Consider the following 16,765-nt stretch of genomic DNA (forward strand, 5'->3'; position numbering starts at 1 on the left):
TTTTATTTTTTATCTAAAATTTCTAAACATTCATTTTCTTTAGAGCGCATAATTTGCTTCTCTTCATCAGTCTTATCTTTGTATTTCATGTAATGTAAAATACCATGAATTATTACGCGGTGTAATTCATTTTCAAAAGAAGTATTAAACTCCTTTGCATTCTCTTCTACTCTTTCTACTGAAATAAAAATATCACCTCCAACTAACTTACCTAACGTATAATCAAAACTAATAATATCAGTTAATGTATCGTGTTGTAAAAACTCTATATTTATTTTATGTAAATAAGCGTCATCACAAAAAATATAGTTGATTTCTCCCAATTCAAAACCTTCTCTTTCGATACATTCTTGTATCCATTTAGAAGTGTTTTCTTCATTGTTTAATTGAAACTTGGTTTCGTAATTAAATGCGATCATTTTTTTATATCAAATACTATTGTTATTATTTAAAAACTTAATTAAAAAGCAATAGTATTTTGTGTAATCTAAAGGCTTTTTAATACGTTATTTTCTATCCTTTGGAAGGCTAAAGTACTCTTGCACCTTCTTTTTGTAATTTTGGCGCAAAGGTAGTGATTGTCTGTTTAATATCTCAGTTTGGTTATAAAACAACTTTTTAAACTTCAATTCCTTAGTTGTATTGTTATTAAACTCTTGTAAATTGGTGTTTGATTTACGTTGTTTATCTCTGTTTTGTTCGAATGTAGCTTTGTCTAATTTAAGTAGCTCGTAGTTTAATTGCTGCATTCTATTAATACTCTCTTGTGTAAAACCTTTTTCCAAAATTTGATTTTCTAACTCCTCCATCTTTTTTAAAGCTTTTTTAGCTTCTTTATTTCCTGCATTTCCTTCGTTAATAGCATTTTTTAACTGTTCTCTAAGTTGTGATTGTTCTTTGTAAATTTGATATAATTCACCATCTAAATCATCACTTTGTTCACCGTTTTGCCCTTCTTTTTCACCTTTATTTTTACCGTCTTTTCCATCTTTTGGGTTTCCTTGATTTTTCTTTTGCATGCCTTGTTTCATCTTTTCCATTAATTCACTTTGCTTTTGAATGATGTCTGGCAAGCTAAACGATTTACCTTTCCCCTTCCCTTTTCCATTTCCAGGTTTAGGATTTTGCATAGCATCTAAAGTATTACTCAACATATCCGCTAATGTATTTGCTGAAGTCATTACATACTGTTGATTAGAGATTCCGTTTTGAAAATAATTATCTGCAAAATTTTCTAAAGATTGATCTAAGTTATAATGTGCTTGTGCTAAGTGATCTTGAATTTTTGAAGATATACTAGGAACTCGCATTGAAAGCACAAATAAGCTATCATCAATATGTTCAAAATAGGTTTTAAGTTGGTGTTGTTTCTGAAGGTTTTTACCAAAGTTAGGATGTGATGAATTTGAGGAAGAAAATTCATTCATTAAAGCTTCTTGATCAAATGAAAAAGTAATAAGGTTTTCTAATATTTGACGTAAACCTTCCATGTTTTCTTCTTCCATTTCTGCACTCATCGATTGCATTGATTGTTGCATCTTCTGACTCATTTCCTGCATCTTTTTAGCAACTTTTTTTTGATTTTTCTTTGTTTCAGAAGCGTTATTTTTATCTAAATTTTCTTCAGCTTTATTCAGTTCTTCTTGAGTTTGCTTTTCTAAATTTTCCATAGAAGGCATTTCCATGGGTTGTTTTAATGCTTCATTATCTTTCTTTAAGTCATCTAACTCTTTCTTTGCCTTTTGAAATTCTTCATTAATTTGTTGCTGTTCTTCTTTACTAGATTCTTTGTTACTTAACTCTTCTTGTTTTTTTGACAAATCTTCTAGTTTGTTTGCTAATTGATTCATCTTTTGTTCTACATAAAAGCGCTTAGTCATTTCTAAAATACGTTCCAAACTACGTTCTTGTTGTTTGTTTTGTTCAGCTAGTTCTTTTGTCTTTTTAATTAAATCTTCTTTTTTAAGTTTATCTGCTAGCTTGTGTAATTCATCTAATAATTTTTGTTGCTTTTCTAACTTTTTAAGTTCTTCAATACGTTTTTTTAGGTTTTCTTTTTTCTGCTCAAGAGTTTCATTTTCCTCTTTCTTTTCAGAAAAATTCTCTTGTAATTTTTGTGTTTGACGTTGCATCATTTGCTTGTATTGTTCCTGACGCTTTATTAAATTCTGAATTTTCTTTTGATCGTTCCAGTTAATATTCTTTTTGTTTTGTAAATCAAACTGTATTTTCTCTAAATCTTTCTTACTTTTTTGTTGTTGATCTAGTGAGTTAGTTATGTTTTCTATGTAGTTTTTTTGTTCTTGTAATAGCTCTTCCTCTATTTCTTCTTTTGTTTTTTGTTGGTATCTAAACTTTCTACTCATGGCTTTTTTACTACCATTTACAAGATCATTATCGTATACTTGAAAGTACATTTCATAGTCTATTCCCTCTTTTAAATCCAAACTTCCAGGAAATTCAAAATAAAAGGTTTGAATGTTCTCTTTATTTATTTTAATTACTTGATTATTAGTATTTTGATTATTTTCTTTATCGTAATAAACCAATTCTAACCTCTTAAAACCATAATCATCAGCAATTTGACCAACAAACTGGGCATTTCCACGAGAAATACTATCAATATTTGAATTTACATTGATAGTTGGATATTCATCTTTAGTTACATTAATAGAAAACTGTAGCTGCTCGTAATCTGTTAGGTTTTTGTTTGATGTTGTAATTTGATAATTAGTATTGTTCAGTACACGTTTAGAAAACTCAAATTCGTTATTTTCTTTTTGTTTAAAAATTGTTCTTTTTTCTTTTTCTAAAAATGTAACTGTATCGGTTTCAGAAGTTTTAATATCCCATTTTATAATTGTTCCTTGTGGAACATTTAAGTTTCCGGTGTTGTTGATTGTTTCAGAAGCTTTCCCTATGTATGATGGATAGGTTAGATTTAATGAAATATTTTGAATCGATGGAGTTTTAATAATCGTTATAGTATACTCATTAGATTCAATTCCGTTGGCACTTGCATAAAATAAGATAGGATTTTGAACTTCAGAGAAGGTGTATGAAAACAAACCATTTCCTTCATTTTCCATAAAATATTGTTGACCATTAAAATGAATTTTGGTTTCTTGTGGTATCACCTCCCCTTCTGTTTGTATATATACAGTTATATCTTTTCCTTTAATAACACGTAAATCTTTTGAGGTTAAATTAAAATAAAAAGGAGCTGGAGGATTATATGCTACTGAATGATTTACTACACGATTAAAACTTTGTGAGAGCTTTTTAGAGGTTCCTGTAAGTAATGAAATTCCCCAAATTAAGAAAGGAATTAAAACATATTTTACATACTTTCTATTTCTACTAAAGTCAATGGCCTTATTAAAAGAAACAGGTTGTAATTCTTTCGATTTTTGTTCAATACTAGCAGCTAATAAATCAGACTGCTGATTGTTTTGTTGTAGCTGTAAAACATTTAATAATTTATCTTTTACTTTAGGAAAGTGATTTCCGATAATTTTAGAAGCTTCTTCAAAAGAAATTCCTTTTTGTAAACCTGCAATTTTAAAAATAGGAAAACAAATAAAACGGAAAAATAAGAACACTTCTACTATAATAAATAACCAAAATAAAAAAGTTCTGGCGGTTGGTTTTAACCACAAAAAGTATTCAATAAACAGAGTAAAGAGCAAATAAATTAATCCTAAAGAAACAAATAAAATGCTTCCTTTTATCAATTCATTTGTATAAAACTTCTTACTAAACTGCTTTAGCTTTTGCTGTATTTTATTAAAATCTTCCATATCTAAGTATAAAAATACGTGTTTTAAGAGAGAATTTTAGTTAAAGATTTATTTAAACCCCTATTTTTCATTAATAATCCCCTTTAAATATGTTATTTGAAGAAAAAATAAGGATTTACCATACCTTTTATAAGGGAAAAAAGACGAAGAGTTTTTAAAGTTGAATTAAATTGCTGGTACTAATTTTAAAAACTTTAAAGATGTTAAAAAACATTTCAAGCTTAGGTGTTTTACTTAATAAGGTAGCACAAAAAAACATAAAAGGAGGTTTCTTTTCAGGAAATAATGGATGTGATATTACAGGTTGTCATGAAAGGTATCCGGGAGGAAATGGATATGTAGGTTTTGGAGAAGGTAATCCATGTGCGTTTGATACACCGACAGGAATAAGTTGTACAGGGATTATACAAAATCATTTATGTTGTATAAGCTAAGATCCAGAAAATGTATGAAAGTAGTGTTAATTAAAATACTACTTTATTTTTTAGAAAGGTATTATAAAAAATAATATCCTTTTGTAAGGAATGAAAGCTTTTGTAAACTAATTATAAAATCTTTTAAGCATGAAACAACTAATTTTACCAGCATTATTTTTAATTACATTTAATGCTTTTTCTCAAAGTCCATGGACAAAAAATAAAAATGAAGGATATCTTCAAGCTTCATTTACTACTATTGGAAGTTATGATAAAATCTATGGTAATCCAGACTACAAACCCCAACGAGAAATCACCGACAATACAGTACAACTGTACGGAGAATATGGTGTAACAGACAAAACAACACTATTTGCTAACATTCCTTTGAAAATGGTTAAAACAGGTGACTTTACTGAAGATATGTCTGTAATTTTTCCTTCTTTTACTATTGAAGAAACTTCTGAAACCTTATTAGGAAATATTCAATTAGGAATAAAACACAACTTTTCTAATAACAAATGGTTGTTATCAGGACAACTTTCTATTGAAGCGAATACAAGCAGTTATAAAGAAAATTCAGGAATACGAAGTGGCTATGATGCGTGGACATTCACACCGTTGTTTTTAACAGGAAGAGGTTTTGATTCATGGTATATACAAGCATTTACAGGATTTGATATTAGAACAAACGACTATAGCTCTAACTATAAATTAGGAGGAGAAGTTGGTTACAAAGCACTAAATTGGTTATGGGTAGCAGGATTTTTAGACGGTGTTGCCTCTTTAAAAAATGGAGACGTTATATTGCCTCAAGAAAATTTGGCTACAGGTTTGTATGTAAACGATCAAAGCTATGCTGCCTTTGGATTAAAACTTATAGGTGAGTTCAATAAATCTTTTGGAGCTAATGTTGGTTTCGGAGGTGCTTTTGCGGGAAGAAATGTAGCTAAAGCTCCAGCATTGAGTTTTGGATTGTATCATAAGTTTTAAAAAAGTAAGGCTTTTCCTTACATTTTGTAAGGTAAAATAAACGAAGAATTTTTAAAGTTAAATTAAATTGCTACTACTAATTTTAAAAACTTTAAAGATGTTAAAACACATTTCAAATTTAGGTACTACCTTAAAAAAGACAGAGCAGAAAAATATTAATGGAGGTTTCGGACTTACCAGGTGTAAATATGATCAAGACTGTCCAAGAAGAGATATGTATTGTTTTCATGGCTACTGCCAGTATAAATAAAATTTTAAAAGCGAGTTTAACTCGCTTTTTTCTTTTTTTCTCTTACCTCCCTTTTCTTTTCTATTAACATAAAACTATCTTTGCGCTTTCAAATCAATAAAAAAATGACTGAGAACGTAAGAGTACGCTTTGCTCCGAGTCCGACAGGACCATTACACATAGGTGGTGTAAGAACTGCTTTATTCAATTATTTATTTGCTAAAAAACATAACGGAACCTTTGTTTTACGTATTGAAGATACCGATCAAACACGTTATGTAGCTAATGCAGAAAAATACATAATCGATTCTTTAGAATGGTGTAACATTCCGTTTGATGAAGGTCCAGGTAAAAACGAAAAATTCGGACCCTATCGTCAGTCAGAACGTAAAGATTTGTATAAAAAATACGCAGATCAGTTAATTGAATCTGGTTGGGCATATTATGCTTTTGATACAGCTGAAGAATTAGATGCACACCGTAAAGATCATGAAGAAAAAGGAAAAACCTTTATTTATAATTGGCATAATCGTTTAAAGTTAAACAATTCGTTGGCTCTTTCTGCTAATGAAGTTTCAGAAAAAATAAATGCAGGAGAAAAGTATGTGATCCGTTTTAAAACTCCACAAGACGAGACCTTAATTTTACAAGATGAAATCCGTGGTACGATTAAAGTGGAAACAAACACCTTAGATGATAAAGTATTGTTTAAATCTGATGGTATGCCAACATATCATTTAGCAAATATTGTAGATGACCATTTAATGGAAATTTCACATGTAATTCGTGGTGAAGAGTGGTTACCTTCTCTCCCACTTCATGAGTTATTATATCGTGCATTTGATTGGAAAGCACCAAAATTTGCACACTTACCATTAATTTTAAAACCAGTAGGAAAAGGAAAATTAAGTAAGCGTGATGGCGATAAACTAGGTTTTCCAGTATTTCCGTTAGAATATACCAATGAGCAAACAGGTGATGTTTCACGTGGATACAAAGAAGACGGTTATTTTGCTGATGCATTTATAAATATGTTAGCATTCTTAGGATGGAACCCAGGAACAGAACAAGAAATTTTTAGTTTAGAGGAATTAACAGAAGCGTTCGATTTAGCGCGTGTAAGTAAATCAGGAGCTAAGTTTAGTCCAGATAAAACAAAATGGTTTAACCAACAGTATTTACAACAAAAGTCTAACAAAGAGCTTACAGCCTTATTTATACCTATTCTTGAAGAAAAAGGCATAACAAAAGATAAAGATCAGGCAGAAAAAGTAGTTTCTTTAATAAAAGAGCGTGCGACGTTTGTAGCTGATTTTTGGGAGTTATCTAACTTTTTCTTTGAAAACCCTTCAGAATACGATGAAAAAGCGGTTAAAAAACAATGGAAAGATACTACGAGTGAATTAATGCAAGAATTAGTAGAAGTAATTTCTAAAATAGAAGATTTTTCAATTGAAAATACTCAAACAGAAATCAAAGGATGGATTACTTCTAAAGAAATAGGATTTGGTAAAGTAATGCAACCACTTCGTTTAAGTTTGGTAGGAAAACTAGCAGGTCCAGATTTGTTTGATATCATGACAATGATAGGCAAAGAAACTACTATTACCAGAATACAAAACGCGATTAACGCGTTATCATAAAGCAAAAAAAAGCCGCTTTTAAAGCGGCTTTTTTGTATATTAAATTAGAAGATTAAAACATACAACCTCCTAAATGTTTTGCAGCATTACGAGCATTGTTATCACCTCCATTGTTCCAATTTAGTTTAAATACAACACCTAGAGTTCCTTGAATATGTGAACGCATACTTTCATAACCTTCAAAAGAATGTTTGTAGTATAGTTGTGGGTTAATACCAATATTATCACTAACCCAATAAATTCCACCAGCACCAACATTAAGTGTAGGTGTCATTTTACGTTCAGAATCTACTACACTACCTCCTATAAAAACATACGGAGCAAACTTGTTAAAAATAGCATTTAAGTTATAACGAAATGAAGCATCCATAGAAAAATACTTTGCAGAGTTTTTGATAAAACCAACGTCATCAATAGTATTAAAAGATACAGCACCATCTAAAGAAAAACGATCGCCAATAGGCATGGTTAAACTTACAGTAGGCACTTGAAATAAATATTGATCACCAATAAAAGCGGCGTCACTTTCACTAAATTTTGTTATTCCAAAACCTACACCTATTTGCCAAGAGTCGTTTAAATTTTGTGAAAAAACAGACGTTGTTAAACAGGTAAGTATTGCTATGAATAAAATTTTATGTTTCATCGGGAGATAAGTGTTTAGAGTAATAACTGGTTTAATAAGTTTTTAGTATAATTATTTTAATTGGCATTTACCTTTTTAATAGCTTCGGTAAAATTATCTAAGTCGTTATTGTTTAAAACTAAATGAACGGCTTCATCGCAAACTTTCTCAGCATTATCAGTAGAGAAATGTAAAGCTATAGCTATTTTACGTAGTATACCAACTTCTTCTTTGGCTACATTTTCATCAGCAAAAATCATTTTTGTTAAATGAAATAAACGTTCAATACGCTCTTCGTAACTAATAGGTGCATTTATTGGATACTTCTCAGGATTTTTTAAAATACCTTTATATTCTTCCTCGTTAATATTTAATTTTTTTGCAGCTCTGTCCAATAGTAATTGTTCTCCTTCAGAAATTACTCCATCAGTTTTAGCAATTTTAACTATACTAGCAAAGTGTCCTATTTCTTGTTTATGTTTTCCACTTGAATATAAATCTGATATTGACATAATTTTTTTTAAATTTTTTTAATTGAAAGTAAAGTGTATTTATTTAAAAACAAGTTTTAAATAAAGTCACAAAAATATCGCCGAAAGTTAACAATTCTAGTCAAAAACGAAGTATTATTTTTTCTTATCGTAATTTATAAATACATAAGGTATGTTAATTTAAAACAGTGTTTTTTTATCTGATTTAAAGGCTTTTTATTTTTAGCTAATACAAATCCTTAGGGCAGCTTTTTTAAACCCTTTAAAACACCGATTACGTTAGTTTAAATAAAAAAAGATAGAGAAAAAATAAAAGAATAAATAATACTTATAAAACTAAAAATAACAATTGATAAAACTTAAAGTAGTTTTTACTCTTTAAAAATCACTAACTTGTTAACAAATGAAATTCTAATCTTATCAAAAATGAAAACGGTATATACTATTTTAATTTTATTAGTTTCGGTTGCGTTGAGTTTTTCACAAAACAATGGAATAATAGAAAAAGAGGTTAATCAACAAATATGGTAACCATTTAAAAAATCTTTTGAAGCTAGAGATTGGGAATCATTTAATAATTTACATACTAACGATGTGTTAAGAGTAAATAAGTACGGAATACGCAAAGGAGAAGAATACAAGAATTCAATACAAACATCCTATCAAAAACCAACAACAAAAAAAAGACAAATAGATTTTTGTTTTAATCAAAGAATCTATAAAGAAAACACAGGTTATGAAGTAGGGTATTATCGGGTCACATATACTGAAAAATATAAAGAACCTCGCACAGTATATGGTAGGTTCCACGTGGTACTAAAAAAAAAGGAAAATACTTGGTTAATTACACAAGATTGGGATACTGACACTATAAAAGGAAAATCAATTACCAAAGAAGATTTTGAGTCAGGTAAATGTTTGTGAATTAGATAATAACTTTTAAGTTCTCTTATTCTACATTTTTTATTTCGACTTTAAAGAGAAGTCTGTTTTAATTTTTAGTAGCAAACATCCTATGAAAACTGAAGCTGGCTTAAAAAAATGTATCTAATTCAAAACTAAATAACTAAGAAAAACACCTTTTTTTCATCTGTTAAAGTATTGTAAAATTTGAATTTTATTAAGTGTAAAACCTGAACGAAAACGTAAATTTGCGCAGAGTTCCCCACGATTGTTAATTACTTCAGCTTAAAAAAAGAATAGCAAAAACATTGCTGTAGTTTCTATTCAGTCACTCTTCTCAAAAAAATTGAAAAGAAAACTAAAAATTTTATTGTAAATGAATCAATTTGATAAGCATCAAATCATTCCTTTTTATTTAGGAAACGAAACCTCTATTAAAGAAGCTCTAGTAAAGTACAAAGAACTATTAGACAGCAATAAAGCAGTCGTAAACCAGGTGTTTGATGTAGAGTTTAAAATTATTGAAAACGATACTCAACGTCGTATTCAAGTAGCAGATACCAACAATCAAAAGTTGGTAAAAAATGCACTGAACATGGGACCAGATGGAGGTCCAAGCTATTACCCAAACCATATTGGAGATACTGATGAAATTTATATTTCAGAAGTACTCTTTTTTGCCATTGCACTAGAGTATCCTTCATTAAAAGAAGCGGTAGTTACCACCGCAAAAGCAATAGTAGCACACAGTAGGCGTTTTAATGATACTTGGAATTTATGGATAGACGATATGCGTGTTTTTGGTATCGAGGCGTTGTATATGCTAGCGCTAACAGATGCTAATTATACCTACTTATTATCGCAATTTTTAATTCCTTATTGGGATGATGAACACGCTGTAGGTTACGAAGAGTATTTACGCGATTTATTCCAAAAAAATGGATGGAATAGACCTATGATTAAAGCTTTTATTTGGTGTGATAATAGTTATTTTAGACAAGCAATTGTAACATCACAAGAAAAATCATTAGGAAATTATTTAAAAGCAAATCCAGAAGAATATACCTATTTTAAACGAGCGCTTCAAGAGCGATTTGTAGAAGAACCAGTACTATTACCTTACGGTGATGATGACCCAGAAGAAACGCATCCTGTATTAGATATTTACTTCAGTTTAGTAGTTGTTGCTGAAGAATGGGCTGAGTCGATAGAGGATAATGAAGAGGTATTACAAGAACATTTTATTGAAGACACCTTAGAAAATGAGGCATTTGATTTAGAAAAAAAGATTAAAAATACACTTCAAAAACCTTTAAGTAAAATTAATGAAGAGGCGCAAAGAGAAAAGGACGAAGACGAAGAAAGAGAAGCCTATTTTGATAATTATGAATATGGAGACGGTTTAAAAAGTGTAAAAGAGTTAATCTTACATTTACATCGTGGTGCAGATCTTTGGAAATATGTACAAACAGGTCAACATAAAGAAGCTTTAAACGATTTACCACAGACAGATTTATTACCCTTAGCTAAAGAGCATGCTCGTGTTATGTACTTACGAATGCTGTATTTCACAGGTGGTTATCGTGATGAAAATGAAGTTCGTGAATCTCTAGAAAATATTATTAGTGATGTTACAGCAGAATTGCTGTCATTAGAAGAAGATGATGTTGAAAAAATCTATCAAAACGGTCTAATTCTTACCATTAAAACACGACCTACAGGTACACCAGAAGATACAGAAGTAGCACAAAGACAACAAGAACGTAACGCTATGTATTTACGTATACTAGATGTGTTTTATTACGCCTTTGGTAAAAAACCGTTTGATGACGATATTAAAGATGTTGTAACTAAAAACGATCCTTTATTAAGTGTTGAAGAATATCAGCAACGTTATCATCCGCAGCTTTCAAAAGAAGCAACACCAGAAGAGAAAGAAAAGCATGAAAAAAATATCATAATAGAAGTATTACGAGAGTTTGCAGATCTTGATACAAAACTTTCTAAAAAGAATTTTGACGATGCAGCTTTTGTTTTTGAAGAAAAAAGAGAACGACGCGATTGCTCTTGGTGGCCAAAAGACAATTTAGGATGTTGTGCTTTAGCAACGCACCTACTTTTTCAAGACTTTCAACAACGTGTTGGAGATGATTATACACAAAGACTTTTTAACTACGTTAATGAAAATGTTTGGACGTTGATAGCTAAAATGGTAGAAGAATCATTGGTAAATCCTATTGATGAAAAAAATAAAGACTTAGATCCTATTAAGGAGCAAGCTTTAGGATATATCACTGAGGCAAATACCACGTTAACAGAAGAAGAAGCGTTAGAAGCTTTTAGTAGAATACTTTTGGTAGAAGAAGGAAAAGAAGCAAGTACTAAACAAAAAAAGTACGATTTATTCGATAATGCCTACGAAGACAATCAACGTACAGTACTTATTTGTTATTGGTTATCACAAATGCCATTACCAAGTCAGCATCAAGCAAAGCGATTGTGGAAACTATGGGTTGCTTTAGCTCCACAAAAAGTAATACAATTATTAGCAAAAATAACAGCAGACGATGAATACGACTATTCATTTGAAAATCCATTAAAAGAAATTGATTTTTACGACAGAATTGAAAAAAATGGAGTACCAAAATCACAAAGTATTGCTTTTCAAATGGTAGTAGCTCAAAAAATGTTTCATAATAGTTGGGAAGGAGATAAAGCCCCATATTTAGTATGGTTAGATAAATATAATGAAATAGACAGTACCGCAACAGGTATGTTTGATGTAATAGATAAAAAGCGTGCACTAGCCTTAGATGAAGGAATGCACTACATTGATGCGCATAGACGAATTGAATATTTTATCGATTTATCGTTACAAAATGAACGTTTTCCTTTCAATCAACCAGAAGCATTTAAAGAAACAGTAAGTAAATTATTTCAAGAAAACTTAGTACCGTGGTATAAAAGATTGGCTACATACAATGACACCATTTGCAAAAGTTTTTATAATTACTATAACGATGAAAATAAAGAAACCTCTGCTTTAGAAAAATTGCCAATATCATTTCATCCAAACGCAGTTACCAACCTTTCCACAAAAATTAACGACTATAACCAAGTTCAATTACTTCAAAAGAAAGGAGAAGAACTCGTTATTTTACAGTTAGATAAATCGTATAATGACCATAGGCTTGAAGACTCACAAATAACATCAAAAAAAGTATCATTACCATACGGTCAGTTTGTGTTATTTCCAGAAGAAATAGATACAGAAGCAATTTTAAACGCCATTCGTAACCAAACTACCGATGCAGAAGATGTTGAAATGTTAGTTACCAAATTACAAGAATATTTAGATGATGAGGTGAGTTATGCAGATATGGCATCATTATGTAATAAAATGCTCAAAAAAGAAGATTTCAACGCCTATGATAGAAATTATTCAGCGATGACAATTCAGCAATTTATTTGGATGCTATCTGAGGAAAAACAACATCGTTTTATCAAACTTTTTGCAAATCACAGCCTCGAAGGAACCAAAATGTTGACGAGAGACTTTACCAAAGCATTTTTACGAATGAAAGTACGTGAAAAAGAAGTTAGTTTAGAAGAAATAAGAGAAAAATCAGAAGAAGAAGAGTACAAAGAAGCAGCATTTACATACCTACTAAACCTTTTGGATAGTTTAGAAGTTAATCCATTATACATTGCAGATATAGCACTTGATGAATATAATGAAGCCTCAAAACATTGGTTTATTGCTTTAGGAGCAGAAAAACTGTTTGATTTATCACAAAACTTTTCAGTTGACAAACGTGTAGAACTAATAGAAATGCTTTCCGAATCTGAAGAAGCTACAAATGTTTTAAAACCTTTTTTAGAAGATGTATCCAGAATGGTAAGAGATGCTGCAGAAAGTGTCTTAAACACTTCAGAAACGATGTAAAAACAAAAAGCTGTCTATTTTAGACAGCTTTTTTATTCATACCTTTATTGTCATTTAAACCGTCATTGCGAGTGCTAACGAAGCAATCTTTCAGTCGTTTGTTCCCAACAAACAAATTACTTCACCCCTCACCTACATCATAATAACATAGAGCAGGTATAACTGATTAAAATAAAGGAATAAAAGCGTAAAAATAATTTTCAAAATACCTTATTTTTATCAACATAAGCTTTAAAACCAACCTATGAACAACGAGAAGAATTCTGAAACTTGGAAAAAACTCTATCAAAACTCACAAGAACTCACCAAACCAACCTCTGTAGATAACATACTTTCTGATGACGATGTAATCTTTTTAAAACAAGAATTAAAAAACATAATCAATCGGTTTTTAGACAAAGGAGAATTGCACAAAGGCATTAAAGTATACATAAACCACGAACTGCAAAACGGAATAGCAGAAGAAATGGTAGCCAATAGACCAAAAGAAGAGGAAACTATTGAACAATGGTGTATAAAGCTTTTCAGAGATCAAAAATTCGGAGTTGTTTTCAATAGTTTAGAAAGCTTTAGTAATGAATTTACCGAGAAAATGTGTCAGATTGTTGCTCCATTACTTCAAAAAGCAGGAATGCCCTTGGGCGGACTCTCTTTTTTATTTTTTATGGGAAACTATGGCTTTACCCCTTTCGGAATTCATAAAGAAGCCAAAGGAGAAGAAGGTTTCTTGTTTCATTTAGGCCCAAACTCTAAAGACTTTTATACTTGGGATATTGAAGAATACAATCAAATAGAACATAATACGCAAGTGTTCCACGAGGTAGATGCAATGTTACCAACATCTACAACATATCCGTTAAAGGCAAAATCGGCGATGTTTATTCCGCATCATCTATATCATATTGCAAAAACCGATGAGTTTTCGTTGAGTGTGGTAATGGATTATATAAATCCGTCGAGAGACTATTTAGAAAAAACAATTGCCACACAAATAGCCTCAAAAGAGCTACAAAAAAATCCGAATGTAGGGTATTTACCACCAGTAGATGTAACCACCGACGAATTGGATTGGAATAGCTTATTAAACCGTAAAACGTGGGAACAGCAATACAAAAAAACACTTTCAAAATATATTACTAGGCTAAAAAGTAACGCAGGAGTTTTACAACCTTCAATAGTTGAGAACAAAGAAAGTTTACCCAACCCGCCATTTCAAATTAAGGGAAAGACAATTTTTCCGTTGTTAATACATACAGAAAACACAGAGAAAACCTGTATAATGGCAAGAGGAAATGAAGTTGTTGTTAGTAATAACTCACAACTAAACACAATTATAGAAAAGCTAAACATAGGAGAAACCATAAGCTTTGAAGAATTACAAAATCACCTCACTCCTACTTGGGAATTAATGGATGTATTTGATTTTGTAAGTCAGTTAGCACGGGTTGAAGCGATTGTTATTCATAAGGGATAACCTTACTGTCATTTCGAGCGATAGCGAGAAATCTCTCTCAAGGGAGTCAGAAATACCTGTGAAAGTACCTAACACGCAATTTTAAGATTTCTCAGTCGTCACCTCCTTCGAAATGACACTAAAAAAATTATTCTATCTTTAAAAGAAAAATGCTAAACAAATACGTTGTATACATCATTACAAACAAGAATAAAACTACATTGTATATTGGTGTTACCAACAATCTTCAAAAACGATTATCTCAACATTATTTTGATAGCGAGCATGCTAAAAAATCATTTGCAGGAAAATATAATTGCTATTATTTGATTTATTATGAAGCTTTTGAAACGATAAACGAAGCAATTCACAGAGAAAAAGAATTAAAAAAATGGAGTAGAGAAAAGAAAGAAAACTTAATTAACAGTTTCAATCCTGAGTGGCGTTTTTTGAATAATGAAGTGTTTTAATTAATACTGTCATTTCGACCGAAGGGAGAAATCTCACTCACGAGAGTCAGAAACACTCTTGAAAGTACCCAACACACATCCATAAGATTTCTCAGTCGTCACCTTCTTCGAAATGACGTGTAAGTTGTCATTTCGACCGCAGGGAGAAATCTCACTCACGGGAGTTACAAATACACTTGAAAGTGCTCAATACACAATTATAAGATTTCTCACTTCCGTTGCACTCCAGTTCGAAATGACGTTGAAGTTGCATGGTGTCCTGTCATTTCGACCGCAGGGAGAAATCTTTTTAAAGAGAGTTACAAATACTCTTAAAAGCTACAAACACCCTTACAAACTCACACACAAATAAATAACCCTTGCCTCTCTCCTCTTTTTTTACTATGTTTAACACGCTAAAAAGTAAAAAGTAGTACTACCCCTTATCTCAACTATTTTTTTATTTAAAAAGTAATAACAAACACTTCTTTATGGATTGCCGTAAAGAATAGTGATTGTTTATGTATAAGTTTGACTAAAACATAAAATAAATAATAAATTGGGTATTGTTAAAAGAATAAGTGTTAGAGAAATTGACGATTTAGATAAAGGAGTTGATTTAAAAGAGGCTTTTAAGTTAGTAGAGAACTTTGAACTTAAAGAAGAACTGATTAATAAGTTTGATATAGATTTAAATGAAAACCCTTTTTTAAAAATAAAAGGAGCAAAGACTCTAGTTAATGCTTTATTAAGACTTGAAAAAAAAGTTTATAAATTTGATGTTGATACTGAAATAAGTAGCATTCATATAGGCAAGTATTATGACAAAAAAAGCATAGAAATTGAGTTGTTAAATTTAGCAGATGAGGACTTACTTAAAAGATATCAAGTAGATAGATTAACTTCTAAATCCTTTTATACCGTAAGAACAGATTTATTAGATGGTTTATATAAAGCAGATAAATTTCTTACCCACTTGAAATCAATTGAATTTGAGGAATTAATAGAGTCTACAATTGATAAACTAGAAGAGTTGAATAAAAATAATTCTAAGAAAATAAAATTGAGATTTTTGGAAGATGAAGAAGGAGAACTTTTTACTAGAGCTATAACATCAACTAGTGTATATAAAGATTATAACAATAATTTTTCTGTTTTTATGGCCTTGTTTCAACTTAATGCTCTAAATAAGTTAGGTTATTCTTTTGAAGTAGAACAATTTAGTTTTGACGATTCTGAAATTTATGTACTTTTTAGGCAAACAAACTCAACTCAAAAGATAGAAAAGGATGTCACACTTACATTTGCTTTAGAATTAACAAATAGTGAGATAAAAAGTAAAGCAGTTAAGCTTAACGGTAACTTTATAATTAACACTAAAAGAGGTGCTGTTTATACTAAAAACAATGTCAAAACTTCAGTTTTAAGTATAAGGCATGGGTACACAATAAGAAAGGCAAAGGATTATATAAATAGCTTACCTGATAACATAAGTCAGTATATTGCTGATTCAATAGATAATTATAAAAACATTAATAAACTTAAGAAGTTTGAAGATATTCAGAGTTTTTTATCCAAAAAAATTGATAAGTCAAATAATGAGGAAATAAAAAAATATAAAACTAAACTTAAAAATACCTTAAAAGGTAGAGTTAATTCTTTAGTTGACTTATTAGAAAAAATGGATAAATTAGAATCAATAATAGCTCATGAAGATATTAAGGCAATTGATTTCTTAAGAGAAAAAATTTATGATTCTTTAATAAAAAGAGGAAAGAATTAAGTTAGCAGTATAGAACTTTAACCGTTACCCCCAA

At 30.3% G+C, this 16,765-nt stretch carries 11 protein-coding genes and 1 pseudogene; 8 read left to right on the plus strand and 4 right to left on the minus strand.

Annotation, left to right across the window (positions count from 1 at the left end; all coding sequences use genetic code 11):
- Window positions 1-2 precede the first annotated feature (2 nt).
- Both ybeY and D6200_RS10845 read right to left on the minus strand, forming a co-directional pair.
- Complete coding sequence (ybeY, locus tag D6200_RS10840) at window positions 3-419, minus strand: rRNA maturation RNase YbeY (protein ID WP_073182353.1); 417 nt, start codon at window positions 417-419, stop codon at window positions 3-5.
- Window positions 420-506: 87 nt separating this feature from the next.
- Window positions 507-3,800 (minus strand): DUF4175 family protein, encoded by a 3,294-nt coding sequence (locus D6200_RS10845; protein ID WP_073182352.1) that lies wholly within the window; start codon window positions 3,798-3,800, stop codon window positions 507-509.
- Between the two features lie 200 nt (window positions 3,801-4,000).
- On the opposite strand from D6200_RS10845, the gene D6200_RS10850 reads away from it, so the two are divergent.
- From D6200_RS10850 to gltX, 3 genes are all read left to right on the plus strand, one after another.
- Complete coding sequence (locus D6200_RS10850; protein WP_073182351.1) at window positions 4,001-4,234, plus strand: hypothetical protein; 234 nt, start codon at window positions 4,001-4,003, stop codon at window positions 4,232-4,234.
- Window positions 4,235-4,363: 129 nt separating this feature from the next.
- The gene (locus tag D6200_RS10855) at window positions 4,364-5,209 is read left to right on the plus strand and encodes a hypothetical protein (protein ID WP_073182350.1); all 846 of its coding nucleotides are present in this window, start codon (window positions 4,364-4,366) and stop codon (window positions 5,207-5,209) included.
- A 354-nt stretch (window positions 5,210-5,563) separates the two neighbouring features.
- Complete coding sequence (gene gltX, locus D6200_RS10860; protein WP_073182349.1) at window positions 5,564-7,081, plus strand: glutamate--tRNA ligase; 1,518 nt, start codon at window positions 5,564-5,566, stop codon at window positions 7,079-7,081.
- 52 nt (window positions 7,082-7,133) lie between these two features.
- Here gltX and D6200_RS10865 read toward each other — a convergent pair whose 3' ends face one another.
- Both D6200_RS10865 and D6200_RS10870 read right to left on the minus strand, forming a co-directional pair.
- Window positions 7,134-7,727, minus strand: coding sequence for a transporter family protein (locus D6200_RS10865; protein ID WP_047788046.1), 594 nt, complete (start codon window positions 7,725-7,727; stop codon window positions 7,134-7,136).
- Between the two features lie 56 nt (window positions 7,728-7,783).
- Complete coding sequence (locus D6200_RS10870; protein ID WP_047788045.1) at window positions 7,784-8,218, minus strand: tellurite resistance TerB family protein; 435 nt, start codon at window positions 8,216-8,218, stop codon at window positions 7,784-7,786.
- Window positions 8,219-8,749: 531 nt separating this feature from the next.
- Between D6200_RS10870 and D6200_RS10875 the strand changes: the two are divergent.
- From D6200_RS10875 to D6200_RS10895, 5 genes and pseudogenes are all read left to right on the plus strand, one after another.
- A pseudogene (locus tag D6200_RS10875) lies at window positions 8,750-9,121 on the plus strand (nuclear transport factor 2 family protein); the annotation flags it as partial.
- 355 nt (window positions 9,122-9,476) lie between these two features.
- Window positions 9,477-13,046, plus strand: coding sequence for a hypothetical protein (locus tag D6200_RS10880; protein ID WP_073182347.1), 3,570 nt, complete (start codon window positions 9,477-9,479; stop codon window positions 13,044-13,046).
- Between the two features lie 244 nt (window positions 13,047-13,290).
- On the plus strand, window positions 13,291-14,520 hold the full coding sequence (locus tag D6200_RS10885) for a hypothetical protein (RefSeq protein WP_073182346.1): 1,230 nt from the start codon (window positions 13,291-13,293) through the stop codon (window positions 14,518-14,520).
- A gap of 149 nt (window positions 14,521-14,669) precedes the next feature.
- Window positions 14,670-14,969 carry a GIY-YIG nuclease family protein gene (locus tag D6200_RS10890; protein ID WP_073182345.1) on the plus strand — a complete coding sequence of 100 codons (300 nt, stop codon included), beginning with the start codon at window positions 14,670-14,672 and terminating at the stop codon, window positions 14,967-14,969.
- A 538-nt stretch (window positions 14,970-15,507) separates the two neighbouring features.
- On the plus strand, window positions 15,508-16,731 hold the full coding sequence (locus tag D6200_RS10895) for a hypothetical protein (protein ID WP_073182344.1): 1,224 nt from the start codon (window positions 15,508-15,510) through the stop codon (window positions 16,729-16,731).
- The last annotated feature ends 34 nt before the right edge of the window (window positions 16,732-16,765 follow it).

The sequence above is a fragment of the Tenacibaculum mesophilum genome, assembly GCF_003867075.1.
Classification (GTDB): Bacteria; Bacteroidota; Bacteroidia; order Flavobacteriales; family Flavobacteriaceae; genus Polaribacter; species Polaribacter mesophilus.